Source organism: Halorhodospira sp. 9621, assembly GCF_022228055.1.
Taxonomy (GTDB): Bacteria; Pseudomonadota; Gammaproteobacteria; order Nitrococcales; family Halorhodospiraceae; genus Halorhodospira; species Halorhodospira halophila_A.
In genome coordinates this window covers 1-25,520 of the sequence record NZ_JAJNRD010000022.1, presented here as the reverse complement: position 1 = coordinate 25,520, position 25,520 = coordinate 1, and the positions used below count along the sequence as shown (strand labels likewise).

28 protein-coding genes are annotated in these 25,520 nt (G+C 70.3%); 21 read left to right on the top strand and 7 right to left on the bottom strand.

All coding sequences use genetic code 11. From position 1 onward, the window contains the following. Positions 1–14: 14 nt before the first annotated feature. Positions 15–692 (bottom strand): PAQR family membrane homeostasis protein TrhA, encoded by a 678-nt coding sequence (trhA, locus tag LRF89_RS10180; RefSeq protein WP_201169466.1) that lies wholly within the window; start codon positions 690–692, stop codon positions 15–17. Positions 693–1,238: 546 nt separating this feature from the next. On the opposite strand from trhA, the gene glyA reads away from it, so the two are divergent. The 14 genes from glyA to lnt all read left to right on the top strand — a co-directional run bounded on the left by glyA (position 1,239) and on the right by lnt (position 13,799). Continuing rightward, a complete protein-coding gene (gene glyA, locus LRF89_RS10175; protein WP_238637018.1) occupies positions 1,239–2,489 on the top strand; it encodes a serine hydroxymethyltransferase in 1,251 nt (416 codons plus the stop codon). Between the two features lie 23 nt (positions 2,490–2,512). Further along, positions 2,513–2,980, top strand: a complete 468-nt coding sequence (gene nrdR, locus LRF89_RS10170; RefSeq protein WP_201169462.1) for a transcriptional regulator NrdR — start codon at positions 2,513–2,515, stop codon at positions 2,978–2,980. Beyond that, the gene (gene ribD / locus LRF89_RS10165; RefSeq protein ID WP_238637017.1) at positions 2,967–4,082 is read left to right on the top strand and encodes a bifunctional diaminohydroxyphosphoribosylaminopyrimidine deaminase/5-amino-6-(5-phosphoribosylamino)uracil reductase RibD; all 1,116 of its coding nucleotides are present in this window, start codon (positions 2,967–2,969) and stop codon (positions 4,080–4,082) included. Before nrdR ends, ribD begins: the two co-directional genes overlap by 14 nt. A 4-nt stretch (positions 4,083–4,086) precedes the next feature. Then, positions 4,087–4,755, top strand: a complete 669-nt coding sequence (locus LRF89_RS10160; RefSeq protein ID WP_238634044.1) for a riboflavin synthase — start codon at positions 4,087–4,089, stop codon at positions 4,753–4,755. Positions 4,756–4,759: 4 nt separating this feature from the next. Next, the gene (gene ribBA, locus LRF89_RS10155; protein WP_238634782.1) at positions 4,760–5,881 is read left to right on the top strand and encodes a bifunctional 3,4-dihydroxy-2-butanone-4-phosphate synthase/GTP cyclohydrolase II; all 1,122 of its coding nucleotides are present in this window, start codon (positions 4,760–4,762) and stop codon (positions 5,879–5,881) included. 96 nt (positions 5,882–5,977) lie between these two features. Then, the gene (gene ribH, locus LRF89_RS10150) at positions 5,978–6,448 is read left to right on the top strand and encodes a 6,7-dimethyl-8-ribityllumazine synthase (protein ID WP_011813696.1); all 471 of its coding nucleotides are present in this window, start codon (positions 5,978–5,980) and stop codon (positions 6,446–6,448) included. After that, positions 6,448–6,915: a transcription antitermination factor NusB gene (gene nusB / locus LRF89_RS10145; protein ID WP_201169456.1), complete on the top strand. Its 468-nt coding sequence runs from the start codon at positions 6,448–6,450 to the stop codon at positions 6,913–6,915. Before ribH ends, nusB begins: the two co-directional genes overlap by 1 nt. Next, the gene (gene thiL, locus LRF89_RS10140; protein ID WP_338018462.1) at positions 6,912–7,886 is read left to right on the top strand and encodes a thiamine-phosphate kinase; all 975 of its coding nucleotides are present in this window, start codon (positions 6,912–6,914) and stop codon (positions 7,884–7,886) included. Before nusB ends, thiL begins: the two co-directional genes overlap by 4 nt. After that, positions 7,883–8,383: a phosphatidylglycerophosphatase A family protein gene (locus LRF89_RS10135; RefSeq protein WP_201169454.1), complete on the top strand. Its 501-nt coding sequence runs from the start codon at positions 7,883–7,885 to the stop codon at positions 8,381–8,383. The genes thiL and LRF89_RS10135 overlap by 4 nt, the downstream gene beginning before the upstream one ends. A 94-nt stretch (positions 8,384–8,477) precedes the next feature. Then, positions 8,478–9,848, top strand: coding sequence for a tRNA (N6-isopentenyl adenosine(37)-C2)-methylthiotransferase MiaB (gene miaB, locus LRF89_RS10130; protein WP_238637016.1), 1,371 nt, complete (start codon positions 8,478–8,480; stop codon positions 9,846–9,848). 4 nt (positions 9,849–9,852) lie between these two features. Beyond that, a complete protein-coding gene (locus tag LRF89_RS10125) occupies positions 9,853–10,926 on the top strand; it encodes a PhoH family protein (RefSeq protein WP_201169452.1) in 1,074 nt (357 codons plus the stop codon). Further along, a complete protein-coding gene (gene ybeY / locus LRF89_RS10120; protein WP_201169450.1) occupies positions 10,923–11,387 on the top strand; it encodes an rRNA maturation RNase YbeY in 465 nt (154 codons plus the stop codon). The genes LRF89_RS10125 and ybeY overlap by 4 nt, the downstream gene beginning before the upstream one ends. Before the next feature lie 8 nt (positions 11,388–11,395). After that, positions 11,396–12,271, top strand: coding sequence for an HlyC/CorC family transporter (locus LRF89_RS10115; RefSeq protein WP_201241484.1), 876 nt, complete (start codon positions 11,396–11,398; stop codon positions 12,269–12,271). Continuing rightward, positions 12,258–13,799 carry an apolipoprotein N-acyltransferase gene (gene lnt / locus LRF89_RS10110; RefSeq protein ID WP_238634783.1) on the top strand — a complete coding sequence of 514 codons (1,542 nt, stop codon included), beginning with the start codon at positions 12,258–12,260 and terminating at the stop codon, positions 13,797–13,799. Before LRF89_RS10115 ends, lnt begins: the two co-directional genes overlap by 14 nt. On the opposite strand, the gene LRF89_RS10105 is transcribed toward lnt, so the two are convergent. From LRF89_RS10105 to LRF89_RS10095, 3 genes are read right to left on the bottom strand one after another with little or no spacing between them, the layout of a single operon-like run. Next, positions 13,785–14,516, bottom strand: coding sequence for an LrgB family protein (locus tag LRF89_RS10105; RefSeq protein ID WP_201169434.1), 732 nt, complete (start codon positions 14,514–14,516; stop codon positions 13,785–13,787). The genes lnt and LRF89_RS10105 overlap by 15 nt on opposite strands. Continuing rightward, positions 14,509–14,880, bottom strand: a complete 372-nt coding sequence (locus tag LRF89_RS10100; RefSeq protein ID WP_201169431.1) for a CidA/LrgA family protein — start codon at positions 14,878–14,880, stop codon at positions 14,509–14,511. The genes LRF89_RS10105 and LRF89_RS10100 overlap by 8 nt, the downstream gene beginning before the upstream one ends. After that, positions 14,865–15,548: an HAD-IB family hydrolase gene (locus LRF89_RS10095; RefSeq protein ID WP_201169429.1), complete on the bottom strand. Its 684-nt coding sequence runs from the start codon at positions 15,546–15,548 to the stop codon at positions 14,865–14,867. Before LRF89_RS10095 ends, LRF89_RS10100 begins: the two co-directional genes overlap by 16 nt. A gap of 132 nt (positions 15,549–15,680) precedes the next feature. Here LRF89_RS10095 and LRF89_RS10090 point away from each other — a divergent pair, with 132 nt between their 5' ends. The 4 genes from LRF89_RS10090 to bfr all read left to right on the top strand — a co-directional run bounded on the left by LRF89_RS10090 (position 15,681) and on the right by bfr (position 19,397). Continuing rightward, the gene (locus tag LRF89_RS10090; protein ID WP_201169426.1) at positions 15,681–16,226 is read left to right on the top strand and encodes an RNA pyrophosphohydrolase; all 546 of its coding nucleotides are present in this window, start codon (positions 15,681–15,683) and stop codon (positions 16,224–16,226) included. Positions 16,227–16,237: 11 nt separating this feature from the next. Next, positions 16,238–18,505, top strand: a complete 2,268-nt coding sequence (ptsP, locus tag LRF89_RS10085; RefSeq protein WP_201169423.1) for a phosphoenolpyruvate--protein phosphotransferase — start codon at positions 16,238–16,240, stop codon at positions 18,503–18,505. A gap of 70 nt (positions 18,506–18,575) precedes the next feature. Next, on the top strand, positions 18,576–18,848 hold the full coding sequence (locus tag LRF89_RS10080) for a bacterioferritin-associated ferredoxin (RefSeq protein ID WP_201169420.1): 273 nt from the start codon (positions 18,576–18,578) through the stop codon (positions 18,846–18,848). 48 nt (positions 18,849–18,896) lie between these two features. Next, complete coding sequence (gene bfr, locus LRF89_RS10075) at positions 18,897–19,397, top strand: bacterioferritin (protein WP_201169418.1); 501 nt, start codon at positions 18,897–18,899, stop codon at positions 19,395–19,397. A gap of 76 nt (positions 19,398–19,473) precedes the next feature. Here the strand turns inward: bfr and hemJ are convergent, their stop codons facing one another. After that, positions 19,474–19,899 carry a protoporphyrinogen oxidase HemJ gene (gene hemJ, locus LRF89_RS10070; protein ID WP_201169417.1) on the bottom strand — a complete coding sequence of 142 codons (426 nt, stop codon included), beginning with the start codon at positions 19,897–19,899 and terminating at the stop codon, positions 19,474–19,476. Positions 19,900–20,037: 138 nt separating this feature from the next. Here hemJ and argC point away from each other — a divergent pair, with 138 nt between their 5' ends. Then, on the top strand, positions 20,038–21,072 hold the full coding sequence (gene argC, locus LRF89_RS10065) for an N-acetyl-gamma-glutamyl-phosphate reductase (RefSeq protein ID WP_201169415.1): 1,035 nt from the start codon (positions 20,038–20,040) through the stop codon (positions 21,070–21,072). 94 nt (positions 21,073–21,166) lie between these two features. Beyond that, positions 21,167–21,538: an iron-sulfur cluster insertion protein ErpA gene (gene erpA, locus LRF89_RS10060; protein WP_201169413.1), complete on the top strand. Its 372-nt coding sequence runs from the start codon at positions 21,167–21,169 to the stop codon at positions 21,536–21,538. Positions 21,539–21,553: 15 nt separating this feature from the next. On the opposite strand, the gene LRF89_RS10055 is transcribed toward erpA, so the two are convergent. After that, the gene (locus LRF89_RS10055) at positions 21,554–22,678 is read right to left on the bottom strand and encodes an anhydro-N-acetylmuramic acid kinase (RefSeq protein WP_255772042.1); all 1,125 of its coding nucleotides are present in this window, start codon (positions 22,676–22,678) and stop codon (positions 21,554–21,556) included. Next, complete coding sequence (locus LRF89_RS13605) at positions 22,675–24,171, bottom strand: peptidoglycan DD-metalloendopeptidase family protein (RefSeq protein ID WP_238637015.1); 1,497 nt, start codon at positions 24,169–24,171, stop codon at positions 22,675–22,677. Before LRF89_RS13605 ends, LRF89_RS10055 begins: the two co-directional genes overlap by 4 nt. Before the next feature lie 144 nt (positions 24,172–24,315). On the opposite strand from LRF89_RS13605, the gene tyrS reads away from it, so the two are divergent. Continuing rightward, positions 24,316–25,520: tyrosine--tRNA ligase (tyrS, locus tag LRF89_RS10045; RefSeq protein ID WP_201169410.1), on the top strand; the 1,205-nt coding region annotated here is incomplete at its 3' end.

The window sequence follows — 25,520 nt, the reverse complement described above, 5'->3', positions numbered from 1 at the left end:
GTGCCCCGGAGGGATCAGAGCTGGGTCGGTTCCGGCGCCAGGACTACGCCCGCCAGAACGGCTGCATAGTGACAGCTGGCGGCGGCGAGGACCATCCCGTGCCAGGCGACGTGGTGGTAGGGCAGGCGGTGCCAGAGGTAGAGCAGTACCCCGGCGCTGTACAGGACGCCGCCGAGTACCAGCAGGATTAGCCCGGCCGTGGACAGTGCCGCCACCAGCGGATCGAGGACGACCACCACCGACCAGCCTAGGGTCAGGCACAGGACCACCGAGAACGCCCGGCCCGGCGGCCGGGGCAGCAGGAGCTTGGCGCCGATGCCGATCAGCGCGACCGCCCACACGAAGGCCAGCAGCGCCCAGCCGTGGGGTGGCTCGAGGGCGTTGACGGTGAACGGGGTGTAGGTCGCGGCGATCATAAAGAAGATCGTCGCGTGATCCAGGCGGCGCAGCCGTTCGGCGCGCGTCGAGTGGTGGTCGGTGAGGTCGTGGTTGCACAGCGCCGAGGCTAGAAACAGGGCGACCAGCGCCAGCCCGTAGAGGGTGACGCTGCCGATCAGGGTCGGGTCGCCACGCTGGATGGCCAGGGTGACCAGAACGGCCGCTCCGGCCAGGGCGGCGGCGATGGCCACCCAGTGCAGGATTCGGTCGGCGGCCTGTTCGGCGCGGCTGTAGGTTCGGGCGCTGAGGCTCATACCCCACAGTATAGGAAGATCGCTGCGGCGGGCTCCAAGGGTCGATCCGCTACAGTGGACGGCGCGTGGAGGCGGGGTGGGAAACGCGCGCGACCTGGCCGGTACGCCCAGCCCGATGCCCCGGTCGGCGGAGGCGCCCCCCGGCTTGCCGGATCGGCGAACGCGCCCCGCCTATCGGCGGGGTTCCCTGTGTTGCTCACCCCGGCGGGGCCGCTCGCTAAACTCGCGGCGCTGGCGCGCCGCTCAGACAGAACCTCGCTGATCAGCGCGAACCGGCAAAGCTTCGCGCTGATCCCCCGCCGGGGCTGTGCTGCTCGGCGCGTCCGCAATGATCCGGCAAGCCGGGGGCGCCTCCGCCGACCGGGGCTTCGGCGGGCGCGTGGCTGGAGGGGCCGGGCCCAAGGGCGCGTTCCCCGCCGAGCCTCCATCCGCGGCGCTATCGCCCTGATGCATAAGGCGACCGGCGCGCGATTCGGACCCGGGAGGAATTTCGGTTATACTGGCGGATTGTGCAATGCCGGATCCCAAGCCGAGCAAGGAGTCGATATGTTCTCCCGAGACATGACCATCGCGGGTTACGACCCGGAGCTGGCAGCCGCTATCGAGGACGAGCGCCAGCGCCAAGAGGATCACATCGAGCTGATCGCCTCCGAGAACTACGCCAGTCCCCGCGTGATGGAAGCGCAGGGCAGCGTGCTGACGAACAAGTATGCCGAAGGCTACCCCGGCAAGCGCTACTACGGCGGCTGTGAACACGTCGACGTAGCCGAGCAGCTCGCCATCGACCGTGCCAAGCAGGTCTTCGGCGCCGACTACGCCAACGTCCAGCCCCACTCGGGCTCCCAGGCCAATGCTGCTGTCTTCCATGCCCTGCTCCAGCCCGGCGACACCATCCTGGGCATGAGCCTCGATCACGGCGGCCACCTGACCCACGGTGCCAAGGTCAACTTCTCGGGCAAGCTGTTCAATGCCGTCCAGTACGGCATCAACGACGACGGCCAGATCGACTACGACGAGATCCAGCGCCTGGCTACCGAGCACCAGCCGAAGATGGTCATCGGTGGCTTCTCCGCCTACTCCCAGGTGGTCGATTGGGCGCGCCTGCGCCAGATCGCCGACTCTGTGGGCGCCTACCTGGTCGTGGATATGGCGCACATCGCCGGCCTGGTCGCTGCCGGGGTCTACCCCAGCCCGATCCCCTATGCCGACGCGGTCACCTCCACCACCCACAAGACCCTGCGCGGTCCCCGCGGCGGCATCATCCTCGCCCGCTCCAACCCGGATCTCGAGAAGAAGTTCCAGTCGCTGGTCTTCCCGGGGACTCAGGGCGGCCCGCTGATGCACGCCATCGCCGGCAAGGCCGTGGCCTTCAAGGAGGCCCTCGAGCCCGAGTTTAAGCAGTACCAGGAGCAGGTGGTGGCCAACGCCCGCGCCATGGCCCAGCGCGTCATCGAGCGCGGCTACAACGTCGTCTCCGGCGGCACCGACAACCACCTCTTCCTGATGGATCTGACCCCCAAGAACCTCACCGGCAAGGATGCGGACGCCGCGCTGGGACGGGCCAACATCACGGTGAACAAGAACACCGTCCCCAACGACCCGCAGTCGCCGTTCGTCACCAGCGGCCTGCGCATCGGCACGCCGGCGATCACCACCCGCGGCTTCAAGGAGGCCGAGGCCACGCGCCTGGCCGACTGGATCTGCGACGTCCTCGACAACATGGGCGACGAGTCGGTGGTCGAGCGCGTGCGCGGCGAGGTGCAGCAGATCTGTCGCGAGTTCCCGGTCTACGGCTGATGCCGGACGACGGCTGACCGCCCATGCGCTGCCCCTACTGCCAGAACACCGACACCCGCGTGGTCGACTCCCGCCTGGTCGGTGAGGGGGAGCAGGTGCGGCGGCGGCGCCAGTGCCCGTCCTGCGGCGAGCGCTTCACCACCCACGAGGCCCCCGAACTGGTCTACCCCCGGGTGGTGAAGTCCGACGGGCGGCGCGAGGCGTTCGACGAGGACAAGCTGCGCCTTGGCTTCCGGCGGGCGCTGGAGAAGCGCCCGGTGGCCACTGAGGCCGTCGAGGCGGCGGTGCGCCGCGTCTGCAAGCGGGTCTCCGGTGCCGGAGACCGCGAGGTGGGGGCCAGCACCATTGGCGAGTACGTGATGGAAGAGCTGCGCGAGCTCGACGTGGTCGCCTATGTCCGCTTCGCCTCGGTCTACCGCCGTTTCGAGGATGTCGGCGCCTTCCGCGAGGTCATCGAAGGCCTGGAGCAGCACCGGCGTGACGACGACTGAGAGCCACCGGGACGATGCCCGCTGGATGGCCCGCGCCGTCCGGCGAGCGGCCGCAGTGTTCCCGCCGCCGCACCCCAATCCGCGGGTCGGTTGCGTGCTGGTGCGTGACGGGGCGGTGGTGGCCGAGGCCGCCCATGAGCAGGCCGGTGGGCCGCACGCCGAGGCGGCGGCCCTGCAGGCGGCCGGCGGCGAGGCTGCCGGCGCCACCGCCTATGTCACCCTGGAGCCCTGCGCCCACTACGGGCGCACGCCTCCGTGTGCCCGCGCCCTGATCGAAGCCGGTGTGGCCCGGGTGGTGGTTGGCCACCGCGACCCCAATCCCCGGGTCGCCGGCGGCGGCATCGCGCAGCTCGAGGCCGCCGGAGTAGCGGTCACCGAGGGCGTGCTGGCCACCGATGCCGAGGCGCTCAACCGTGGGTTTCTGCGCCGGATCGCCGGTGGGCGCCCGTGGGTACGCGTCAAGCTGGCGGCGAGTTTGGATGGGCGCACAGCCATGGCCTCCGGCGAGAGCCGCTGGATCACCTCAGCGGCGGCGCGCCGCGATGTCCACCGGGGCCGGGCGCAGGCCGCGGCGGTCCTCACCGGGGTGGGGACCGTGCGGGCGGACGACCCCCGTCTGGATGCCCGCGACGTCGAACCGGCGGTTCCGGCCGAGCGACAGCCGCTGCGCGTGGTCCTCGACCCGCGCCTGACCACGCCGCCGCAGGCAGCGCTGTTCCGGGCGCCGGGGCCGGTGCTCGTCGGTCATGCCGAGTACGTCAACCAGGCCCGGGCGCGGGCGCTGCGCGGCTGTGGGGCTGAGCTGCTGCCCATCCCTCTGCAGGAGGGAGGGCTCCACCTGGGTGCGGTGCTCGACGCCCTGGCCGATCGCGAGATCAACGAGGTCTGGGTGGAGGCCGGGCCGACCCTGGCCGGAGCCTGGGTGCAGGCGGGTCTGGTCGACGAGCTGATCGTCTACACCGCCCCCCACCTGATGGGCGACGCGGCCCGGCCGTTGCTGGTTTTGCCCGGCATCGACGCCATGGCCCAGCGCCGCCCGCTGGCGTTCAGCGATGTGCGCCGGGTGGGGGAGGAAATCCGCATCACCGCGAGGTTGGATTAACGGGATGTTCACCGGGATCGTGGAGACGTGCGGCCGCGTGGCCGCCATCGAGCAAAGCGGCGACGGGCGGATCCTGCGCATCGACGCCCCTGACCTGGGGCTGGCCGAGTGTCGGGTTGGCGACAGCATCGCCGTCGACGGCGTCTGCCTGACCGCCACTGGCATCGAGGATGGGCAGTTCCGTGCCGACGTCTCCGATGAGACCCTGCGCTGCACCACCCTTGGCGGGCTGCGCAGCGGTGCGCGGGTGAATCTGGAGCGCGCGGTCACCCCCACCACGCCGCTGGGCGGCCACCTGGTCACCGGGCACGTCGACGGGGTCGGCGAGGTCGTCGAGCGGGCGCCGGCCGGTGGCTCCGAGCGCTGGCGCTTCCGGGTCCCGGAGGGGCTCGCCCGCTACGTGGCCGTCAAGGGCTCCATCGCCGTGGCCGGTGTCAGCTTGACCATCAACACCGTTGCCGGGCGGGATTTCGAGGTCAACCTGATCCCGCACACCCTGGCCGCCACCAACCTGGGGGAACGCCGCGCCGGCGATCCGGTCAACATCGAGGTGGACCTGGTGGCGCGGTACGTCGAGCGGCTGCTCAGCGCCGGAAGCGACGGGACAGGAGATGGCAGCGGCGGTGGGCTGACCCTTGAGCAGCTACGACAGGCCGGATTCGGGAATGGATGAGGGCATGAGCGAGACGGTGCAGTTCAACAGTATCGAGGAGATCATCGAGGACCTGCGCCAGGGGCGCATGGCGGTCATCCTCGACGACGAGGACCGGGAGAACGAAGGCGACCTGGTGATGCCGGCGAGCCTCATCCGGCCCGAGGACATCAACTTCATGGCCCGCTACGGCCGGGGCCTGATCTGCCTGACTTTGACCCGCGAGCGCTGCGAGCAGCTGCGTCTGCCGCTGATGGTCCATAACAACGATGAGAAGAACACCACCAATTTTACCGTCTCCATCGAGGCGGCGGAGGGTGTGACCACCGGCATCTCGGCCGCCGACCGGGCGCGAACCGTGCAGGCGGCGGTGGCGCCGGGTGCGCGCCCCGAGGACCTGGTCCAGCCCGGGCACATCTTCCCGCTGATGGCCCAGCCCGGCGGCGTGCTCACCCGCGCCGGGCATACCGAGGCCGGCTGCGACCTGGCCCGACTCGCCGGTTTTGCCCCAGCGGCGGTGATCGTCGAGATCCTCAACGAGGACGGCACCATGGCGCGGCGCGACGACCTCATGGCGTTCGCCCGGACCCATGGGCTGAAGATCGGCACCGTGGCCGATCTCATCGCCTACCGGGTGCGCAACGAGCGCTCGGTAGAGCACGTCGGCGCCTGCGAGCTGCCCACCGAGTACGGCACCTTCCGCATGCACACCTACCAGGACAATGTCAGCGGCGCGCTCCACTTCGCCCTGGTCGCCGGGCAGGTGGATGAGGAGACCCCGGCGTTGGTGCGCGTGCACCTGGAGAACCCGCTGGCCGACCTGCTCGGTGCCACCGGGCCGCGCTGCGGCTGGCCGCTGCGTTCGGCGTTGCGCCAGGTGGCCGAAGCCGAGTCGGGCGTGGTGGTGGTGCTGCGCAATGCCGACGCCAACGACGACATCCTCGAGCACATGCGCTGCTACCAGGGCGGCGGCTGCAGCGAGGAGAGCGGCGGCGTGCCACTGGATCTGCGCACCTACGGCATCGGCGCGCAGATCCTCACCGATCTCGGGGTGCGCCGCATGCGCGTGCTCAGCGCCCCGCGTCGCATGCACGCGCTCTCCGGCTTCGGCATGGAGGTGGTGGAGTACGTCACCCCCGAGGGCTGACCGCCGGCGCTTGCGGGGCGCCCGCCGGGCTTGTAGTTTAGCGCCGGAACCCGCGCAAGCGCCGGTCCTACCGAAACTTTCTTCAGGAAACCAGGCATGCAAGTAACCGAAGGACAACTCGTCGCGCTGCAGGACGCGCGGTTCGCCCTCGTGGCGGCGCGCTTCAACGATCTCATCGTCGATCGGCTGATCGACGGCGCCGCCGACACCCTGCGGCGCCACGGCGTCCCGGAGGAGCATCTGGAGCTGATCCGCGTGCCCGGTTCCTTCGAGCTGCCGCTGGCGGTCCAGCGCGTGGCCGACGCCGGTCGCGCTGATGCGGTGATTGCCCTCGGCGCCGTCATTCGCGGCGGCACCGACCACCACCAGTACGTGGCCGCCGAGTGCACCAAGGGCGTTGCCCAGGCCATGATGGGCTCCGGCGTGCCGGTCTCCTACGGGGTTCTCACCGTCGAGACCGTCGAGCAGGCCATTGAGCGCGCCGGGACCAAGGCCGGCAACAAGGGCGCCGAGGCGGCGCTCTCGGCCCTGGAGATGGTCGACCTGATGCGGCAGCTCGAGGCGTAATGGCGGCTTCAGGCGAAGGCAAGCGCCGCTCCCGGGCGCGTTCCAAGCTCGTCCAGGCGCTCTACCAGTACGCGGTCACCGGCGCGTCGGCCGAGGACATCGAGCGGCAGTTCCTCGCCGCCGGCCTCGGTGACATCGACGTGGCCTACTTCCGCGAACTGATCTACGCGATCACGGACCGTGCTGCGGAGCTCGACGAGCAGCTTTCGGCGCTGCTCGACCGGCCCCTGGCGCAGCTCGATCCGGTGGAGCGCTCGATTCTGCGCCTCGGCGCCTACGAGCTATCCGAGCGCCTGGAGGTGCCCTACCGCGTGGTCATCGACGAATCGGTGGAGCTGGCGCGCCGCTTCGGCGCCGACCAGTCGCACCGTTACATCAACGGCGTGCTCGACCGCTTCGGCGCCACCGTGGGGCTGCGCGCCGCCGAGCGGGGCGAGCGCAAACCCGGGCGGGGGAATCGGCAGTGATCGGCGGAGGCGAGGCAGCGCTCATCCAGCGCTATTTCCACGACCTGACCGCGCAGCGTGACGGGGTCGCGCTCGGGGTCGGCGACGACGCGGCCCTGCTGCACACCGACACCGGCCTGCTGGCCGCCTGCTGCGACACCCTGGTCGAGGACATTCACTTTCCCGGGGACATCCCGCCGGAGGCGTTGGGCCACCGGGTGCTGGCGGTCAATCTCAGCGATCTGGCCGCCGTCGGTGCCCGGCCGGCCTGGGCCCTGCTCTCCCTGACCCTGCCCGAGAAGGATCCGCAGTGGCTAGAGCGTTTCAGCGCTGGCTTCAAGGCGCTGGCCGACCGTCACGGGGTGGCCCTGGTCGGGGGTGACACCACCCACGGACCGCTGTCGGTGTCGGTCACCGCCCTCGGCTCGGTCGCCGGCGAGCACGGCCTGCGTCGCGGCGGTGCCCGGCCCGGTGACGGCATCTGGGTCACCGGCACCCTGGGGGATGCGGCCCTCGGCCTGGAGCTGTGGCTCGAGCGCGAGGAGGCGACGCCCCTGGCCGGCGACCCCGCCTACCTGGCTGGGCGGCTGTTCCGGCCCGAGCCGCGGGTGGCGGCCGGGACGGCCCTGCTCGGCCGGGCGAGTGCGGCCATCGACGTCTCCGACGGGCTGGCTGCCGACCTGTCGCGGGTGCTCGACGAGAGCGGTGTTGGGGGCACTCTGGAGCTGGAGGCGCTGCCCCGCTCCCAGGCCTTCATCGACGAGCGCGGGGATCTGCGCCACCTGCTCCACGGCGGCGATGACTACGAGCTCTGCTTCACCTTGCCGGTGGAGCGCGAGGATGAGATGGCTTGCCTGCGCGAGCATGCCGCCACCCCGGTGACGCGCATCGGCACGGTCGAGGAGACGCCCGGGCTGCGCGGCGTGGACGCCGGCGGGGTGGTCTGCGCCCTGGATCCCGGCGGCTACGACCACTTCGCGGAGGGCTCTTGAACACACCGTTCCGTCTGCGTAGACCCCTGCACTGGCTCGCTACCGCCGGCGGACTTGGCTTGGCACCGCGGGCGCCAGGGACGTTCGGCACGCTGGCGGCGCTGCCGCTGTTCGCGCTGCTCTATGTCGCACCGCTGAGCCTCTATCTGCTGGTCACCCTGGCGGTGATCGTCGTCGGCGTCTGGATCTGCGGCCGGGCGGCCGAGGAGGCCGGGGTCCACGACCACCCGGCCATTGTCTGGGACGAGGTGGGGGGCTACCTGGTGGCCGCATTGCCGCTGGTCACCGGCTTCGGGGTGTTTTCCGTGTGGGTGGACGCCGCGCTGCTGTTCGTGCTCTTCCGACTCTTCGACGCCCTCAAACCCGGCCCCATCCGCTGGCTCGACCGGCGCCTGCACGGCGGGCTGGGGATCATGGCCGACGACGTCGCCGCCGGCGCCGCCGCGGCGGCCCTGTGGTACGCCAGCGTGGCGCTGTTCGCGCCACTTGCCGGATGACCGTCGGGGTCGTTGGGCGTGCCGCATGGCCAAAGCTAGAATGTCGGGAAACGAATTCCGTGAAGCGAGAGCAAACCGCGAGGTGGCGCAGACGGTGAGCGAGCGCGTCTATGTAGAGACTCAGGGCTGCCAGATGAACGACTACGACGCCGAGCGTCTGGTCGACGTGCTGGTCAGCCAGGCCGGCGCCCACCGGGTCGAGCGCCCCGAAGAGGCCGACCTGCTGCTGCTCAATACCTGCTCGGTGCGCGAGAAGGCTCAAGAGAAAGTCTTCTCGCAGCTCGGCCGCTGGCGGCGCTACAAGCAGGAAAACCCCTCGGTGCTGATCGGCGTCGGCGGCTGTGTGGCCAGCCAGGAGGGGGCCGAGATCCTGCGCCGCGCACCCTTCGTCGACCTGGTCTTCGGGCCGCAGACCCTGCACCGGCTGCCGCAGATGCTGGCGCGCCGGCGCGCCGGCGGGGGCGCACAGGTCGACACGGACTTCCCCGAGATCGAGAAGTTCGACCACCTGCCGCAGCCGCGGGCCGAGGGGCCTACCGCGTATGTCTCGGTGATGGAGGGGTGCAGCAAGTATTGCTCCTTCTGTGTGGTGCCTTACACCCGGGGCGACGAGATCAGTCGGCCGGTGGCCGACGTCCTCGCCGAGGTGCGCAGCCTCGCCGGGCAGGGGGTGCGCGAGGTCAACCTGCTCGGGCAGAACGTCAACGCCTACGCCGGCGCCCTCGACGACGGCGACCCGGCCGATCTGGGCCTGCTCATCGAGGCGGTGGCGCGGATCCCGGGAATCGACCGCATCCGGTTCACCACCTCGCACCCGGCGGAGTTCCATAGCGGGCTCATCGACGCCTACCGCGAGGTACCCGAGCTGGCCGATTTTCTCCACCTGCCGGTGCAGAGCGGCTCAGACCTCATCCTCAAGCTCATGAAGCGCGGCCACGATGCTGCCGCCTACGAGGCACTGATCGAGGAGATCCGCGCCGTCCGTCCCGGGCTGGTGCTCGCCACCGACCTGATCGTCGGCTTCCCCGGTGAGACCGAGGCCGAGTTCGAAGAGACCCTGGCCCTGGTCGATCGCGTCGGTTTCGACGGCGGCGCTTTTAGCTTTGTCTACAGCCCGCGGCCGGGGACGCCGGCTGCGGAGCTCCACGACGGGGTCCCCGAGGCCGACAAGCGCGCCTGGCTGCAGCGCCTGCAGGCTCGCCTGCACGACCAGCAGAGTGCCGCCGCCCGTGCACTGCTCGGCACCAAGCAGTCGGTGCTGATCGACGGTCCGTCCCGGCGTGACCCGAGCGAGCTCTGTGGCCGCACCTCGGGCAACCGGGTGGTGAACTTCCCGGGTGATCCGTCGTGGATCGGCCGCTTTGCCGAAGTTGAGATCACCGACGCGCGCACCCACTCACTGCGGGGGCGCGTCGTCTCTGTGGAGGAACAAGCCATGCACGCAGCAGTCGGCGCAGGCGGGTGACGGCGTGAGCGACCGGCCGCAAGCTATCGACCTCGAGCTGACCCCGGCCGACAACGAACGACTGGCACGGCTGTGCGGGCAGTTCGACGAGAACCTCCGCCAGCTCGAACGGCGCCTGGCGGTCGAGATCCAGAACCAGGGGCATCGCTTCCGTGTCATCGGCGAGGACACGGCGGTGCGCGTCACCCGGCAGGTGCTTGAGGAACTCTACGAGGCCGCTGCCGCGCAGCACCTCGAGCCGGAGGACGTGCACCTCTATCTGCAGCAGGCGCGGCTGCAGGAGCTCCACGAAGAGGCCGGGCAGCCGGACGAGGAGGCCGATGGGGAGGCCAATAGCGAAGCCAGCGCGCCGGCGCAGCGGCGGCGCGACGAGCGCGACGAAGAGGCGGCGGCGATCCGCACCCGCAAGACCGTCGTGCGCGGTCGCGGCCCCGGGCAGCGGGCCTACGTGCAGCGCATCCGCGACAACGACCTGAGCTTCGGCATCGGTCCCGCCGGCACCGGCAAGACCTTCCTCGCGGTGGCGTGCGCCGTCGAGGCCCTGGAGGCCGAGGAAGTGCGCCGGGTGGTCCTGGTGCGCCCGGCGGTGGAGGCCGGTGAGCGCCTCGGCTTCCTGCCCGGTGACATGGCGCAGAAGGTCGATCCGTACCTGCGGCCGCTTTACGACGCCCTGTTCGAGATGCTCGGCTTCGAACGGGTCAGCCGGCTGATCGAGCGCAACGTCATCGAGGTTGCGCCCCTGGCGTTCATGCGCGGGCGCACCCTGAATCACGCCTTCGTGATCCTCGACGAGGCGCAGAATGCCACCGTCGAGCAGATGAAGATGTTCCTCACGCGCATCGGCTTCGGCTCCACAGCCGTGGTCACCGGCGATGTCACCCAGATCGACCTGCCGCCGGATAAGCCCTCCGGGCTGCGCGATGCGGTCGAGGTGCTCCACGAGGTGGATGGCGTCAGCTTCACCTTCTTCGCCGCCTCGGATGTCGTCCGCCACCCGCTGGTGCAGCGCATCGTCGAGGCGTACGATTCGCGGAGTCGCCAGATCGGCGGTCAGGGTACGGGCAAGGGACGCAAGTGAGCGAGTTCGAGCTGGCCTTCCAGCACGTCGCCGGGACGCCGGCGCCGGACACCGCGCAGGTGCAGCGCTGGCTTGCGCCGGTGCTCGATGCGCATGGTCGCGGCGGCGAACTCACCGTGCGCATCGTCGACGAGGACGAGTCCCGGGCGCTCAACCACGCGTATCGCGGGCGCGACAAGCCCACCAACGTGCTTTCCTTCCCCTGCGAGCTACCGCCGGGCCTGCCTCCCGAAGCGGCAGAGATCCTCGGCGATCTGGTCCTCTGCGCCCCGGTGGTGGCCCAAGAGGCCCGCGAACAGGGCAAACCGGAGGCGGACCACTGGGCGCACATGGTGGTCCACGGGGCCCTGCATCTGCTGGGCTACGATCACGAGGAGCCGGCGCAGGCCGAGCGGATGGAGGCCGAGGAGCGGCGCCTCCTCGCCGCGCTTGGGGTGCCGGACCCCTATTTAGAGCGTTGAAAGAGGTCATGCCCGACGGAGAAGCGAACAGTAGCAGCGGCGCTGGCGAGAGCGTCTCGTGGCGCGATCGCCTGCGCCGGCTGGTGACCCAGCCCGAACCTCGCTCGCGGGACGAGCTGGTCGAGCACCTGCGCCGCAGCCAGTCGCTCGGTCTGCTCGACGCCGACGCCCTGTCCATGATCGAGGGCGTGCTCCATGTTTCCGAGCTCCAGGCCCGCGATATCATGATCCCCCGCTCCCAGGTCACCACTGTGGCCCGGGATACCGAGCCGCGCGACCTGCTGCCGACCATCGTGCGCACCGGCTACTCGCGTTTCCCGGTCACCGGCGAGAGCAAGGACGACGTCATCGGGATCCTCCTGGCCAAGGACCTGCTGCGCCTCTTCCACGAGGAGGGGCACAACGGCTTCCGGCTGCGCGAGGTCCTGCGCCCGGTGCTGTTCATCCCCGAGAGCAAGCGGCTCGATGCGCTGCTCAAGCAGTTCCGCGAGAGCCGCAACCACATGTCCGTGGTGGTCGACGAGTATGGCGGTCTGGCCGGGATCGTCACCATCGAGGACGTGATCGAGCAGATTGTCGGCGAGATCGACGACGAGCACGACTTCGATGAGGATGCCCCCATCCTGGCCCGTGACGACGGCAGCTGGATCGTCAAGGCGGTCACGCCCATCGAGGCGTTCAACGAGGCCCTCTCCGCCGGACTCAAGGAGGACGACCTCGACACCGTCGGCGGCCTGGTGGCGCAGCGCTTCGGACACGTGCCGTGCCGCGGCGAGCGCATCGTCTTCGCCGGTTTCGAGTTCCGCGTCCTGCGCGCCGATCAGCGCCGCATCCACCTGCTGCGGGTCATGCCCGTGGGGAGCGAGGGCGATGACGACGGCTGAGCGTCTCGCTGCCGGGCGCGCCGGGGTGTTCGCCGCTGGCCTGGCCGGAGCCGGGCTGCCGCTGGCCTTCGCGCCGCTGGACTGGGCGCTGCTGGCGGTGCTCGCCCCGGCGGTGCTCTTTGCCGTGGCCGCGCTGGCACCGCGTCGGCGCGCCCTGCAGGCCGGCTACGCCTTCGGTCTGGGGCAGTTCGGCGTCGGTGTCTCCTGGGTGTTCGTCAGCATCAATGACTACGGCGGTGCCGGTCCGGCGCTCTCGGGGCTGGTCACCGTGGTGTTCGTCGCCTTTATGGCGCTGTTCCCCATGCTGGCGGTGGCCCTCGGGCGCGGTTTGGGGCGCGGTTTGGGGCGCGGCCCCGGGCTGCGCCTGCTGGTCACCCTGCCGGCGGCGTGGGTGGCGGTGGAGTGGCTGCGTACCTGGCTGTTCACCGGGTTCCCGTGGCTGTTCGTCGGCTACGCCGCCCTGGACACGCCGCTGGCCGGGCTGGCGCCGGTGATCGGTGTGCTCGGGCTGAGCGCCCTGCTGGTGTTGCTCGCCGGCGCCGCGGCGTGGCTGGTGACGGCCCCCGGGTGGCGGCGCGGGGCGAGCGTGGCGGCGCTGGCTGTGGCGGCGGTCGCCGCCGGGTTGGCAGCGGACCGGCCGTGGACCGAGGCCCAAGGCGAGCCGGTGCGCGCGGCGCTGATCCAGGGCAACTTCAGTCAGGACATCAAGTGGGATCCGGTGCAGCTCGAGCGCATCCAGAGCCGCTACGCTGAGCTGACCGCCGAGCACGCCGGGGCGGACCTGGTGGTCTGGCCGGAGACCGCCATACCGCGTCGCTTCGATACGGTACAGCCGTACCTGGAGCAGGTCGCCGAGCGGGTCCGCGAGGCCGGGGGGACGCTGGTGCTCGGCATCCCCTACCGGGAGTGGGCTCCGGACGGCGGGCAGTTGCACAACAGCGTGGTGGTCCTCGGCGAGCAGCGCGATGTCTACCACAAGCGCCACTTGGTCCCCTACGGCGAGTATGTCCCGTTCCGCGATCTCTTTGGTCGCAGCCTCGACTTCCTCGGCGCCCCGATGGCCGACTACAGCCCCGGGCCGCGCCCGGAGCCGCTGGCCGTCGATGATCGCCTGCGCCTGGGCGCCACGGTCTGCTATGAGGTGGCCTACCCCGTCGCCGTGCGGCGCACGGCGGGCGCGGTGGATCTGCTGGTGAACGTCAGCAACGACGCTTGGTTTGGCGATTCGTTGGCGCCCCATCAGCACCTGCAGAAGGCGCGCATGCGCGCGGCCGAGGCCGGGCGCTGGATGCTGCGCGCCACCAACACCGGGATCACCGCGGTGATCGGTCCCGACGGTGGGGTGGTGGAGCGACGGGCGCAGTTCGAGGTGGCCACCCTGGTTACCGAGGTGGAGCGGCGCAGCGGCGTCACCCCCTACGCCCGCATCGGCGATGGACCGCTGCTCGGGCTGCTCGCCGCCGCGCTGGTGCTGCCCGGTGGGCTGCGCTGGTACGCCCGGCGCCGGCGGGCCTCAGCCGCCGACTGACGCCAACCAAGGCAGGGCCACCGGCAGCAGGAAGGCGGTCACCAGTCCGGCCAGCCCCAGGCCCAAGCCGGCGAAGGCCCCGGCCGCGGCGCTGCTGCTGAACGCCTGCACCGTGCCGAAGCCGTGGGCGGACAGGCCCAGCGCCAGGCCGCGTGCCGCCTCATCGTGGATGCGCAGCAGGCGGAAGATCAGTGGTGCCATCAGACAGCCCAGCGCGCCGGTGATCAGCACCAGACCGGCGGTCAGTGACGGCAGCCCGCCCAGCCGCTCGGCAATGCCCATGGCGATTGGCGAGGTGACCGACTTGGGCGCCAGCGACAGCAGGGTCTCCCGCGAGGCGCCCAGTGCCGCCCCCACCCACACCGCCGACAGCGCCGCGGCCAGGCTGCCGGCCACCACCGAGACGGTGATCGGCAGCAGCAGTTCCCGGATGCGCGGCAGCTGATCGAACAGCGGCACGGCTAGGGCCACGGTGGCCGGGCCGAGCAGGAAGTGGATGAACTGAGCCCCTTCGAAATAGGTGTCGTAGTCGGTGCCGGTGAGCAGCAGGAAGGGGATGAGCAGGGCGGTGGCGATCAGTACCGGGTGGGCCAGCGGGGCGTTGCCCAGCCGTCGCCAGAGCGCCTGCCCGATCAGGAACGCCACCAAGGTGACCGTGAGCCCCAGCAGCGGGCTCTCGGCCAGGAAGGCCCAGATGTCCTGGAAATCCTCAGTCACCGTCGTCCTCCGCCCGACCAGCGCGCCCGCGGCGCAGCCAGCGCCACTGGAACAGCGCCGCGGTCACGGCCAGCGCCACCCCGGTGCTGACCACCAGCGCCGCGGTAATGGCCACGGCGTCCGTCTGCAGCCGCGGCAGGTGCAGGAGGATGCCCACCCCCGCTGGGATGAGCAGCAGCGCCAGGTAGCGCAGCAGCCCCTCGGCAGCGGTGCGCAGCCCCGTGGGGACGCGGCCCACGGCGATTAGCGTGGCGAACAGCAGGGCCAGGCCGATCACCGGGCCGGGCAGCGGCAAGCCGAAGAGCCGGGCGATGACCTCGCCGAGCAGCTGGAACCCGAGCAGCAGGGTCAGGCCGAGCAGCACTCGGGCGTCTCCGTCTGGCGCAGGGTCAGCACGGGCCAGCCGTTGCGCCGGGCCTCGCTGCGTAGGGTCTCGTCCGGATCCACGGCCACCGGGTGCTCGACATGACGCAGCAGCGGGAGGTCGTTGAGCGAATCGCTGTAGAACCACTTCTCGGCCCGCTCCAGCCCGCGCTCGCGCAGCCATGCGTCGACCACCCGGATTTTGCCCTCGCGGAAGGTCGGGGTGCCGGTGTGGCGGCCGGTGTAGCGGCCGTCGCGGCGCTCCGGCTCGGTGGCCAGCAGTGTGGGAACCCCCAGACGCTCGGCGATGGGCGCGGTGACGAAGCGGTTGGTGGCGGTGACGATGGCCAGGCGGTGCCCGGCGCGGCGGTGCTCGTCGAGCAAGGCCTCGGCGGCGGGCAGCACCAGCGGCTCGATCCACTCGCGGACGAAGTCGGCACGCCAGGCGTTCAGTTGCTCCTCCGGGTGCTCGGCCAGGGGGCTGAGGGCGAAGGCGAGGAAGGCGTCGATATCCAGTCGCCCCTCGATATAGTCCTGGTGGAAGCGCCGGTGGGTCTCGGCGAAGGCCTCGCTGTCCACGGCTCCGCGGGCTACCAGGTACTCGCCCCACAGGCTGTCGCTGTCACCGGCGATCAAAGTGTTATCCAGGTCGAACAGGGCGACGGACACTGCACCTCCTCCGGTTATCGGGTGGGTGGGGAGCGGGGATCAGGCGGGCCCGGCCCTGCGGCAACGTTGCCCGGGTTGCACCCCCTGTGAAAGAATAACATCGGCAATTTCCGCGTAGGGAGGCGTCTCCGGGTGGTCGATTCTGACGGCTTTCGGCCCAATGTCGGCATCATCGTCGCCAACGACGACGGCCAGGTGCTATGGGCTCGGCGGGCCGGAGAAGACGCCTGGCAGTTCCCGCAGGGCGGGGTCGAGGCCAACGAGACCCCGCTGGAGGCGCTCTACCGCGAACTGCGCGAGGAGATCGGCCTGACGCCTTCGGACGTGGCCGTGCTCGGTGCGACGCGCCGCTGGCTCCGTTACCGCCTGCCCCGCCGCATGATCCGGCGCCGTGGCAGCCGGTGTATCGGGCAGAAACAGATCTGGTTCCTGCTGCGCCTGCTCGCCGACGAGCAGCGGGTGCGCGTCGACCGGGTGCCGCGTCCCGAGTTTGACCGCTGGCGTTGGGTCGACTACTGGTATCCGGTCGACGAGGTCATCTTCTTCAAGCGCCAGGTCTACCGCCAGGCGCTGCAGGAACTTTCCGGCTGCCTGCAGGCCGGTGACTGGGCCGGAACCGGTACCGAGGGTGGCACCCCTGCAGCCATCCCGCCGGCGGCGCGGCGACGATTGCGATAGGGCGGGGCCCCATGCTGGAAATCCTCCACCGCGTCTCCCGGGAAGTGAACGCAGCGCCCAACCTGCGCCAGGGGCTGCGAATCATCGTCGAGCGGGTGGCCGACGCCATGGCGGTGGATGTCTGCTCGGTCTACCTCCTCGATGCCGCCCAGGGCGACTTCGTGCTCATGGACACCCGCGGACTCAACAGCGAGTCCGTGGGCCGTGTGCGGCTGACCTCCGCCGAGGGGCTGGTCGGCCTGGTCGCTGAGCGCGAGGAGCCGATCAACCTCAAGAACGCCCCGGCGCACTCGCGTTTTCGTTACTTCCCCGAGACCGGCGAGGAGCGCTACTCCTCTTTTCTCGGCGTGCCCATCATCCACTACCGTTCGGTGCTCGGCGTGCTCGTCGTCCAGCAGACGGAGCAGCGCCGCTTCGAGGAGAGCGAGGTCGCCTTCCTCGTCACCCTCGCCGCGCAGCTCGCGGGGGCCATCGCCCATGCTCGGGCCAGCGGCGGCATCCACGGTATTGGCGACGAGCCGGTGGCCGAGGACAGCCGCGCGCTGCGCGGACTGCCCGGGGCGCCCGGGGTGGCCATCGGTACGGCGGTGGTGCCCTACGCGCAGTCGGATCTCAATGCCATCCCCGACCGCGTCGCCACCGACCCGGAAGCCGAGGTGGCGGCCTTCGAGCAGGCGGTGGCGGAGGTCACGGCGGAGCTTCGCCAGCTCGGTCAGCAGATCTCCGCCTCGGTCACCGCCGACGAGCAGATGCTCTTCGACGTCTACCTGCGCATGCTCGAGGGCGACAGCCTGGTCAACGAGACCGTCGAGCGCATCCGCGCCGGCAACTGGGCGCCCGGGGCGCTGCGCCAGGTCATCGGTGAGCACGTGCAGGTCTTCGAGAACATGGACGACCCTTACCTGCGCGAGCGCTCGAGCGACATCCGCGATCTTGGCCGGCGGATCCTCGGGCGGCTGCGCGACGAGGGTGGCCGGGTCGAGGCCCTGCCCGATCAGGCCGTGCTGGTGGGCCACGAGGTGAGCGCCTCGCAGCTCGCCGAGATCCCCCACGACCATCTCGTCGGCGTCGTCTCGGCCACCGGCTCGCGCAACTCCCATGTGGCCATCCTCGCCCGGGCGCTGGGCATCCCCGCGGTGATGGGCGTCGACGACCTGCGCACCCGGCAGATGGACGGTCGGCCGGTGGTAGTGGATGGCTACGCCGGGCGCTTCTACGTCGACCCGACCGAGACCGTCGAGCATGAGTACCAGCGCCTGATCCGCGACGAGGCGGAGTTCACCGAGGGGCTTGAGGCGGTGCGTGACGAGCCGGCCACCAGCCCCGACGGGCGCACGATCGCCCTCTACGCCAATACGGGCCTGATCTCGGACATCAACCTGTCGCTGGCCGCCGGCTGTGACGGCATTGGACTGCACCGCACCGAGTTCCCGTTCCTGATCCGCGATCGCTTTCCCGGCGAGGAGGAGCAGGCCGATCTCTACCGCCGGGTGTTGGAGCAGTTCGCGCCGCAGCCGGTAACCCTGCGCACGCTGGACGTCGGCGGCGACAAGTCGCTGGCCTACTTCCCGATCGAGGAAGAGAACCCCTTCCTGGGCTGGCGCGGCATCCGCCTGACCCTGGACCACCCGGAGATCTTCCTTACGCAGCTGCGCGCCATGCTGCGCGCTGACGTGGGGCTGGGGAACCTGCAGATCCTGCTGCCGATGGTCAGCCGGCTCGAGGAGATCGCCGATGTGCGCCGGCTGCTGCTGCGTGCCCGCCAGGAGCTGGCCGAGGAGGGCATCCAGGCGCGCATCCCTCCGCTGGGCGTGATGATCGAGGTGCCGGCCACCATCTACCAGATCGATCGCTACTGCGATCAGGCCGACTTCCTCTCCCTCGGCTCCAATGACCTGACCCAGTATCTGCTGGCGGTGGACCGCAACAACAGTCGGGTTGCCGGGCTCTACGACGAGCTCCATCCGGCCGTGCTCGGGGCCGTGCGCCATGTGGCACAGGCGGCGCGGCGTCACGGCAAGCGCCTGACCGTCTGCGGCGGCATGGCCGGCGATCCGGCGGGGGCGATCCTGCTGGTCGGCTTCGGCATCGAGGGGCTGTCGATGAGCGTCTCGAGCCTGCTGCGCATCAAGTGGGTGGTGCGCCGGGTGCCGGTCGCCCGCGCTGCCGAGCTGGCCAACCGCGCCGTCGAGATGGACTCCCCCGAGGAGGTCCGGCGTATGCTGCGCCGCACGCTGGAGGAATACGAACTCGGCGGACTGATGCGCGCGGGCAAGTAAATCCTCGCAATTGACAATCACTCGCGTTCAAGGTGTGATGGTCCCTTGTCGGAGTGATCGGGGGCCTGCCATGTACGTCTGTATCTGCAACGCCGTAACCGAGCGGCAGATCCGCGAGGCAGTGGCCTGCGGGTGCGCCTCCATGCGCGAGCTGCGCACACGGCTGGGGGTGGCCGGTTGCTGCGGCAAATGCGGCCCCGAGGCGCGGCAGCTGCTCGGCGAGTGCGCCGACTGCCCGCTGGAGCGGCGTGCTGCCGGTTCGACCGGGCCGGAACCGGTGACAGTGGAGCCGCCTGCCCCCCGGGCGGCCGCCGGATCGACAGACGCTGCGCCCGGGCCTTGATAGAATCAACCACGGTTACATTCAGGAACGCGTTCACAAGGGGGCGCCATGGCAAGTGACAAGAAGGTCATCGAATACCTCAACGGCGGGCTCAAGAAAGAGCTCACGGCGATTAACCAGTACTTCCTCCACTCCCGCCTGGCGTACGACTGGGGCTTCGACAAGCTCGGCGCCAAGGAGTACGAGGAGTCCATCGAGGAGATGCAGCACGCCGACCAGTTCATGCAGCGTATCCTCTTCCTCGGTGGCCTGCCCAACCTCCAGGAGCTGGAGAAGCTCAAGGTCGGCGAGAACGTGCGTGAGATGCTCGAGGCGGACCTGGCCGGTGAGCACGACAGCCTGGCCTACTACCGCGAGGCGGCGGCGTATTGCGAGTCGGTGCAGGACTACGCCTCGCGCGACCTGTTCACCAGCCTGATCGCCGACGAGGAGGGCCACGCCGACTGGCTCGAGACGCAGATCAAGCTCATGGACCAGCTCGGCGAGGCCAGCTATCTGCAGATGCAGATGGTTGCGGCTAACGAAGGCGAGGGCGAAGGCGAGGGCTGAGCCCGCCGCCTAGCGGATCGCTGCTGCACGGGACCCCGTCGGCGACGCCGGCGGGGTCCCGTGCGCTTGGGGGTGTCTAGAAGGGCTTGACCACGGCGAGGACGACCACCGAGATCAGGATCAGTACGGGCAACTCGTTGAAGACCCGGTACCAGACATGGCTGCGCTCGTTGCGGTCGTCGGCGAAGGCCTGCAGGAGCTGGCCACAGTACAGGTGGTAGGCGATCAGCAGGGTGACCAGGGCCAGCTTGGTCAGCATCCACCCCTCGTTGAGCAGCTGCGGGAACAAGACCAGCATCCAGATGCCCAGGCCCACGGCGACAATCGCGCTCGGGTTCATGATCCCGCGGTAGAGCTTGCGCTCCATGACCTTGAAACGCTCGTTGCTGATCTCGTCCTCGGCCATGGCGTGGTAGACGAACAGCCGGGGCAGGTAGAACAGGGCCGCGAACCAGGTCACGATCGCGATAACGTGGAAGGCTTGGATCCAGATGTACAGCACGACGGGTCCTCCTGACGTTTGGATAGGGGCGGCGTCTCGCTCGGCGCCGGCTCCGCGCGTATTGTAGGCCCTGCCCGCGTGGCGGCGGGAGCCCATGCGGCTATCAGTAACCGGAAACCAGGGGGAGAGGAAAGACCCATGATCGAAGTAGGCATTGTCGGCGGTACCGGCTATACCGGCATGGAGCTGCTGCGCCTGGTCGCGCGCCACCCCGGGCTGCGGCTGGCGGAGATCACCTCGCGGGCCGAGGCCGGTACCCGGGTGGACGAGCTTATGCCGGCGCTCGAGGGGGTGGTCGACAATGTCTTCACCGCGCCCGACACCGAGCGTCTGAGCCGCTGCGATGTGGTCTTCTTCGCAACGCCCAACGGGATTGCCATGGAGTCGGCGCCGGCGCTGCTCGAGGCCGGCTGCCGGGTGATCGACCTAGGGGCCGACTTCCGGCTGCGCGACCCGGCGGTCTGGAACGAGTGGTACGGCATGGCCCACAGCTGTCCCGAGCTGCTTGAAGAGGCCGTTTACGGCTTGCCCGAGCGCTACCGCGACGCCCTGCCGGCGGCGCGGCTGGTGGCCAATCCGGGCTGCTACCCCACGGCCGTGGCCCTGGGGCTGCTGCCGCTGCTCGAGGTCGGTGCGCTCGGTGATGGACCGGTGGTCGCCGACTGCAAGTCCGGTGTCTCCGGTGCCGGCCGGGCGGCCAAGGTGGCCACCCTCTTCTGCGAGGCCAACGAGGGCTTCAAGGCTTACGGCGCCAGCGGCCACCGCCACCTGCCGGAGATCGAGCAGACCCTGGCGCAGACCGCCGGGGCACCGGTGGATGTGACCTTCGTCCCCCATCTGGTGCCGATGACCCGTGGCATGCAGGCCACCCTGCACGTGGCCGTGGATCGTCCGCTGGACGAGCTCGAGGCCCTTTACCGGCAGCGCTACGCCGAAGAGCCCTTCGTCCGCCTCGTCGGCCGCGGCGCCCATCCGGAGACGCGCTGGGTCCGGGGCACCAACGACTGTCGCATCGGCCTGCACCAGCCGCCGGGGCGCAGCGACCGGGCGGTGATCCTCTCGGTGATCGACAATCTCACCAAGGGGGCGGCCGGGCAGGCGGTCCAGAACCTCAATCTGATGTTCGGCCTCGACGAGACCGCCGGGCTGGAGGGGTTGGCCTACGTGCCCTAGGGGCCGGTTTGACCTGGCGGGTAGGCGCCTACAAAATGCATGTTATCCGCTAGGGGCCTGTCGGCCCCGGCGTCCACCTGCGGAGGGACCACCCATGAGCGATATCGCCGAGCCCGAGACCCACGCCCCGGCCGACGATCAGCTGCTGATCTTCACCGATGCCGCCGCGGACAAGGTCCGCGAGCTGCTCCAGGATGAGCAGGGCGGTGACGTGAAGCTGCGCGTGTTCATCACCGGCGGCGGCTGTTCCGGCTTCCAGTACGGTTTTACCTTCGACGAGACCGTCGAGGAGGGCGATACCATCATCGAGAAGCGCGGGGTGCAGATCGTCGTTGACCCGGTCAGCGGCATCTATCTGCAGGGCGCGGAGGTCGATTTCTCCAGTGGCCTTGAGGGCGAGCAGTTCATCATCCGCAACCCCAACGCCACCACCACCTGTGGTTGCGGCTCCTCGTTCTCCATCTGAGCCGCGCCGCCGGGGTCACGGTGCGTAGACGCCGCCCAGAACGGCGGGGCGCCGTGCTCCGGTGACCGACGGCAGGTTGCCGGGGTGGCCGTGGAGGCGGGCCCAGGCCAGCCAGGCGAAGGCGGCCGCCTCCACGTAGTCCGGGTCCATACCCAGCACTGCCGTGCTGGCCACGTCCGCCCCCGGGCAGTGCGCCTGTAGCCGTCTCATCAGGTGCTCGTTGCGGGCCCCGCCGCCGCAGACCCGTACCCGGCGCGGGGTGCCCCCTCCCGCGTGCAGCGCATCGGCCACGGTGCTGGCTGTCAGCTCCGCCAGGGTGGCCTGGACGTCCACCGGCTCCTCGGTGCCCTGGCAGTGCTTCAGCAGCCAGGCCGCGTTGAAGTACTCGCGGCCGGTGCTCTTCGGAGCCGGCCGGGCGAAGTAGGGGTCGCTGCGCAGCCGCGCCAGGAGCGCGGCATCCACGCGGCCGCTGGCCGCCCAGGTGCCGTCGGCGTCGAAGGGCGCGCCCAGGTGGCGGCGCGCCCAAGCGTCGAGCAGCGTGTTGGCCGGCCCGCTGTCGAAGCCGATCACCGGGCCGCCGTCGGCCGGTAGCAGGGTCAGGTTGGCGATCCCGCCCAGGTTGACCACCGCGACCGCCTCATCCTGCTGCCCCCAACAATGCGCATGGAAGGTGGGCGCCAGCGGTGCGCCGTGCCCGCCTTCGGCAATATCCCGGCGGCGGAAGTCAGCCACCACCGGTAGCCCGGTGCGGCTGGCGATACGGTTCGGGTCGCCGAGTTGCAGGCTGTGTCCCGGCTCCCCGGTGGTGGGGTCCGGCCCCTGGTGCCAGACGGTCTGGCCGTGGCAGCCGACGGCGTGCACCGGCAGCTCGGCGGGAGCCTGCTGCCGCAGCGCCGCCGCGGCTGCGGCGAAGGCTTCTGCCAGGCGCCGGTCCAGCTCGCAGAGCCGGTGCAGCGGCGTCTCTGCGCCGACCTCGTGGACCGCAGCGGCGAGGGCGTCGTTCAGCGGGCTCCAGGCGCTGGCGACAATATCGCCCACCGCGCCGTCGGCACCCAGGCGGAGCAGCGCGGCGTCGATGCCGTCGACACTGGTACCCGACATCAGGCCGATGTAGCCTCCCTCGGCGCCACGTTCGCTCAACGGCGCTCCTCACCGCTGGCCAGCTGGATGTCCGCCGACGACTCGCCGCGCAGGCTCGCCAGCAGCGGCGCGGCGTGCTCGCGGAAGGCGCTGCGATGCTCGTCGGGCAGCGGCTCGGCGCGGGGCAGGTCCACGGTTACCGGGTTGCGGTGGCGGCCGTTGTCGATGAACTCGTAGTGCAGGTGCGGGCCAGTGGCCTGCCCGGTGGCCCCCACGTAGCCGATGACCTCGCCGCGCTGGACGCGGTCGCCCACGCTCAGGCCCGAGGCGTAGCGCGACAGGTGGGCGTACAGGGTCTGGTAGCGTTCGCCGTGGCGCAGGGTGATCACCCGGCCGTAGCCCCCGTTGCGGCGGCGCTCCACCACGCGCCCGTCGGCGGCGGCGCGCACCGGTGTGCCGGTGGGCGCAGCCAGATCCACGCCCAGGTGGGGCCGGCGCACGCCGAGGATCGGGTGGCGGCGATTGCGATCGAAGTGGGAGCTGATTCGCTCGAAATCCAGGGGGTAGCGGGTGAAGGTCCGCGCCAGGCTGGTGCCGTCCGGGGTGTAGAAGCTCACCCGGCCGTCCGGGTCCTCGAAGCGCAGCGCCTCCAGCGTCTTGCGGGCGCCTTCCAGGCGCATCGCCTTGAGGCGCTTGCGCAGCGTCTGCCCATCGGGGCCAAGGGTGCGCTCGTAGAGCACGGAGAAGGTGTCGCCGCTACGCAGGTCCCGCCCCAGGTCGATGTCGCCATCGAGAACCCGGGCGAGCTGCATGATCATCCGATCGTCCAAGCCGGAACGGCGGGCGGAGAGAAACAGCGAGCCCTCAATCGTCCCCTCGACCTGGCGCAGTTCGCGCTCCAATTCCCGGGGCACGGTCTTCGCCTCGAAGCCGTCATCGCCGCGGCGGACGAGCAGCTTCTGCTCGGGGGCCATGGCGAAACGCACCCCGGCCAACGTCCCCTCGTCGTCGCGCAGCAGGGTCAGGGTCTGTCCCGGGCGCAGGCGCGTGAGCGCGGACTCGGCGGGCTCGCCGGCGTTGAGGATGCGCTGCACGTCACCGGCGGTGTGCCCGGCCCGGGAGAGGATGCGAGCAAAACTGTCGCCGGAGCGGACCGTGACCTCGTGTTCCTCCAGCTCTGGGCGTACGTCGGCCCGCGCCGCCTCGTCTTCCCTTTCGGTCGAGGCCGGCAGCGGATCGCTTTCGTCGGCTGCAGGGGCGAGCGCCAGGGTGGTCAGTCGGCCGGCCGGCGCCTCCTCAAGGCCGTTGGCGTTGTCCGTGCGCGTGCCTGCGGTGGCCGGTGCGGCCTCGGCGGGGGGCAGCACCAGTTCGGAGTCGGCTGGGGACCCTTGCGGGGACGGTGAGCCATCCATCCAGAGCCAGATCAGGACGGCGGCGGCGCTCGCGCTGCCGGTGATGGCAGCGATGCGCAGCACGGGGCGGCGGTGCCGGCGGCGTCGGCCCGTCGCGGGCCGGCGGCCCTTGAAATCGAGCTCGGTCAGTCGGGTCTGCACGGGGCTAGGCTCCAGTCGGCGCTTCGCGGGATCGGTCCCGGGCGAGCGTGCGCGGCAGCCACTGACGCGGCGCCGGGCTCGGCCACAATCCGGGGGTTACGGTACAATACGCGATTTTACATAGTGATGGGCAGGGGGCGAGGCATGACGAAGGAAGATGCACGGGCGCTGATCCGGCGCGGGGTCGAGGAGATCATCCCGGAGGCGGAGCTCGAAGAGCGCCTGGAGTCGGGCAAGCGGCTGCGCATTAAGGCCGGCTTCGATCCCACCGCGCCGGATCTTCACCTCGGCCACACGGTGCTGATCAACAAGCTTCGGCAGTTTCAGGACCTCGGTCACGAGGTCTTGTTCCTGATCGGCGATTTCACCGCCACCATCGGGGATCCGAGCGGCAAGAGCGCCACCCGGCCGGCGCTGACCCCGGAGGAGGTGCGAGAAAACGCGCGTACCTACGAGGAGCAGATCTACGCCATCCTCGATCCGGAGCGCACGCGGCTGGTGTTCAACTCCGATTGGATGGGCACCATGCAGGCTGGGGATCTGATCCAGCTCGCCTCCCGCTACACCGTCGCGCGCATGCTCGAGCGCGACGACTTCCACCAGCGCTACCAGGCCGGTTCGGCGATTGCGATCCACGAGTTCCTCTACCCCCTGATCCAGGGCTACGACTCGGTGGCGCTGGAGGCCGATTTCGAACTGGGAGGCACGGATCAGCGCTTCAATCTGCTCGTCGGCCGCGAGCTCCAGCGTCAGTTCGGGCAGAAGCCGCAGACGGTGATGACCATGCCCCTGCTCGTCGGTCTCGATGGTCACAAGAAGATGTCCAAGTCGCTGGGCAACTACGTGGGTGTGAAGGAGTCCGCGGAGGACATCTACGCCAAGCTGATGTCCATCTCGGATGAGCTCATGTGGCGTTATTTCGAGCTCCTTAGCCTGCGCCCCTGGGATGAGGTCGAGGCGATGCAGCGCCGCATTAGCGAGGAGGGGATGAACCCGCGGGATGCCAAGGACGCCCTGGCCTTCGAGCTGGCCGAGCGCTTCCGCGGGCGGGCGGAGGCCGAGCGGGCGCGTGAGGCCTTCGTCGCGCGGTTCCGGCACGGCGCCGTCCCGGAGGATGTGCCGCACGTCACCCTGTCCTATGATGAGCAGGGCGGGATCGGCATCGCCACGGCGCTCAAGGAGGCGGGGTTGGTCGGCTCGACCTCCGAAGGGCTGCGCATGGTCCGACAAGGGGCGGTGCGGGTCGACGGTGAGCGCGTGGAGGATCCCAAGGCGCGCCTGGAGGCCGGCGTCGGGTGCCTCTTGCAGGTGGGCAAGCGTCGGTTTGCGCGGGTCAGTGAAAAAGGGGC

Excerpts from the sequence above, each read along its gene's own strand:
- lnt (WP_238634783.1), top strand. The coding sequence starts at position 12,258 with ATGACGACGGCTGAGCGTCTCGCTGCCGGGCGCGCCGGGGTGTTCGCC.
- ribH (WP_011813696.1), top strand. The coding sequence starts at position 5,978 with ATGCAAGTAACCGAAGGACAACTCGTCGCGCTGCAGGACGCGCGGTTC.
- ribBA (WP_238634782.1), top strand. The coding sequence starts at position 4,760 with ATGAGCGAGACGGTGCAGTTCAACAGTATCGAGGAGATCATCGAGGAC.
- trhA (WP_201169466.1), bottom strand. The coding sequence starts at position 692 with ATGAGCCTCAGCGCCCGAACCTACAGCCGCGCCGAACAGGCCGCCGAC.
- nrdR (WP_201169462.1), top strand. The coding sequence starts at position 2,513 with ATGCGCTGCCCCTACTGCCAGAACACCGACACCCGCGTGGTCGACTCC.
- argC (WP_201169415.1), top strand. The coding sequence starts at position 20,038 with ATGATCGAAGTAGGCATTGTCGGCGGTACCGGCTATACCGGCATGGAG.
- nusB (WP_201169456.1), top strand. The coding sequence starts at position 6,448 with ATGGCGGCTTCAGGCGAAGGCAAGCGCCGCTCCCGGGCGCGTTCCAAG.
- bfr (WP_201169418.1), top strand. The coding sequence starts at position 18,897 with ATGGCAAGTGACAAGAAGGTCATCGAATACCTCAACGGCGGGCTCAAG.
- glyA (WP_238637018.1), top strand. The coding sequence starts at position 1,239 with ATGTTCTCCCGAGACATGACCATCGCGGGTTACGACCCGGAGCTGGCA.
- LRF89_RS10160 (WP_238634044.1), top strand. The coding sequence starts at position 4,087 with ATGTTCACCGGGATCGTGGAGACGTGCGGCCGCGTGGCCGCCATCGAG.
- ptsP (WP_201169423.1), top strand. The coding sequence starts at position 16,238 with ATGCTGGAAATCCTCCACCGCGTCTCCCGGGAAGTGAACGCAGCGCCC.
- LRF89_RS10115 (WP_201241484.1), top strand. The coding sequence starts at position 11,396 with ATGCCCGACGGAGAAGCGAACAGTAGCAGCGGCGCTGGCGAGAGCGTC.
- erpA (WP_201169413.1), top strand. The coding sequence starts at position 21,167 with ATGAGCGATATCGCCGAGCCCGAGACCCACGCCCCGGCCGACGATCAG.
- LRF89_RS10080 (WP_201169420.1), top strand. The coding sequence starts at position 18,576 with ATGTACGTCTGTATCTGCAACGCCGTAACCGAGCGGCAGATCCGCGAG.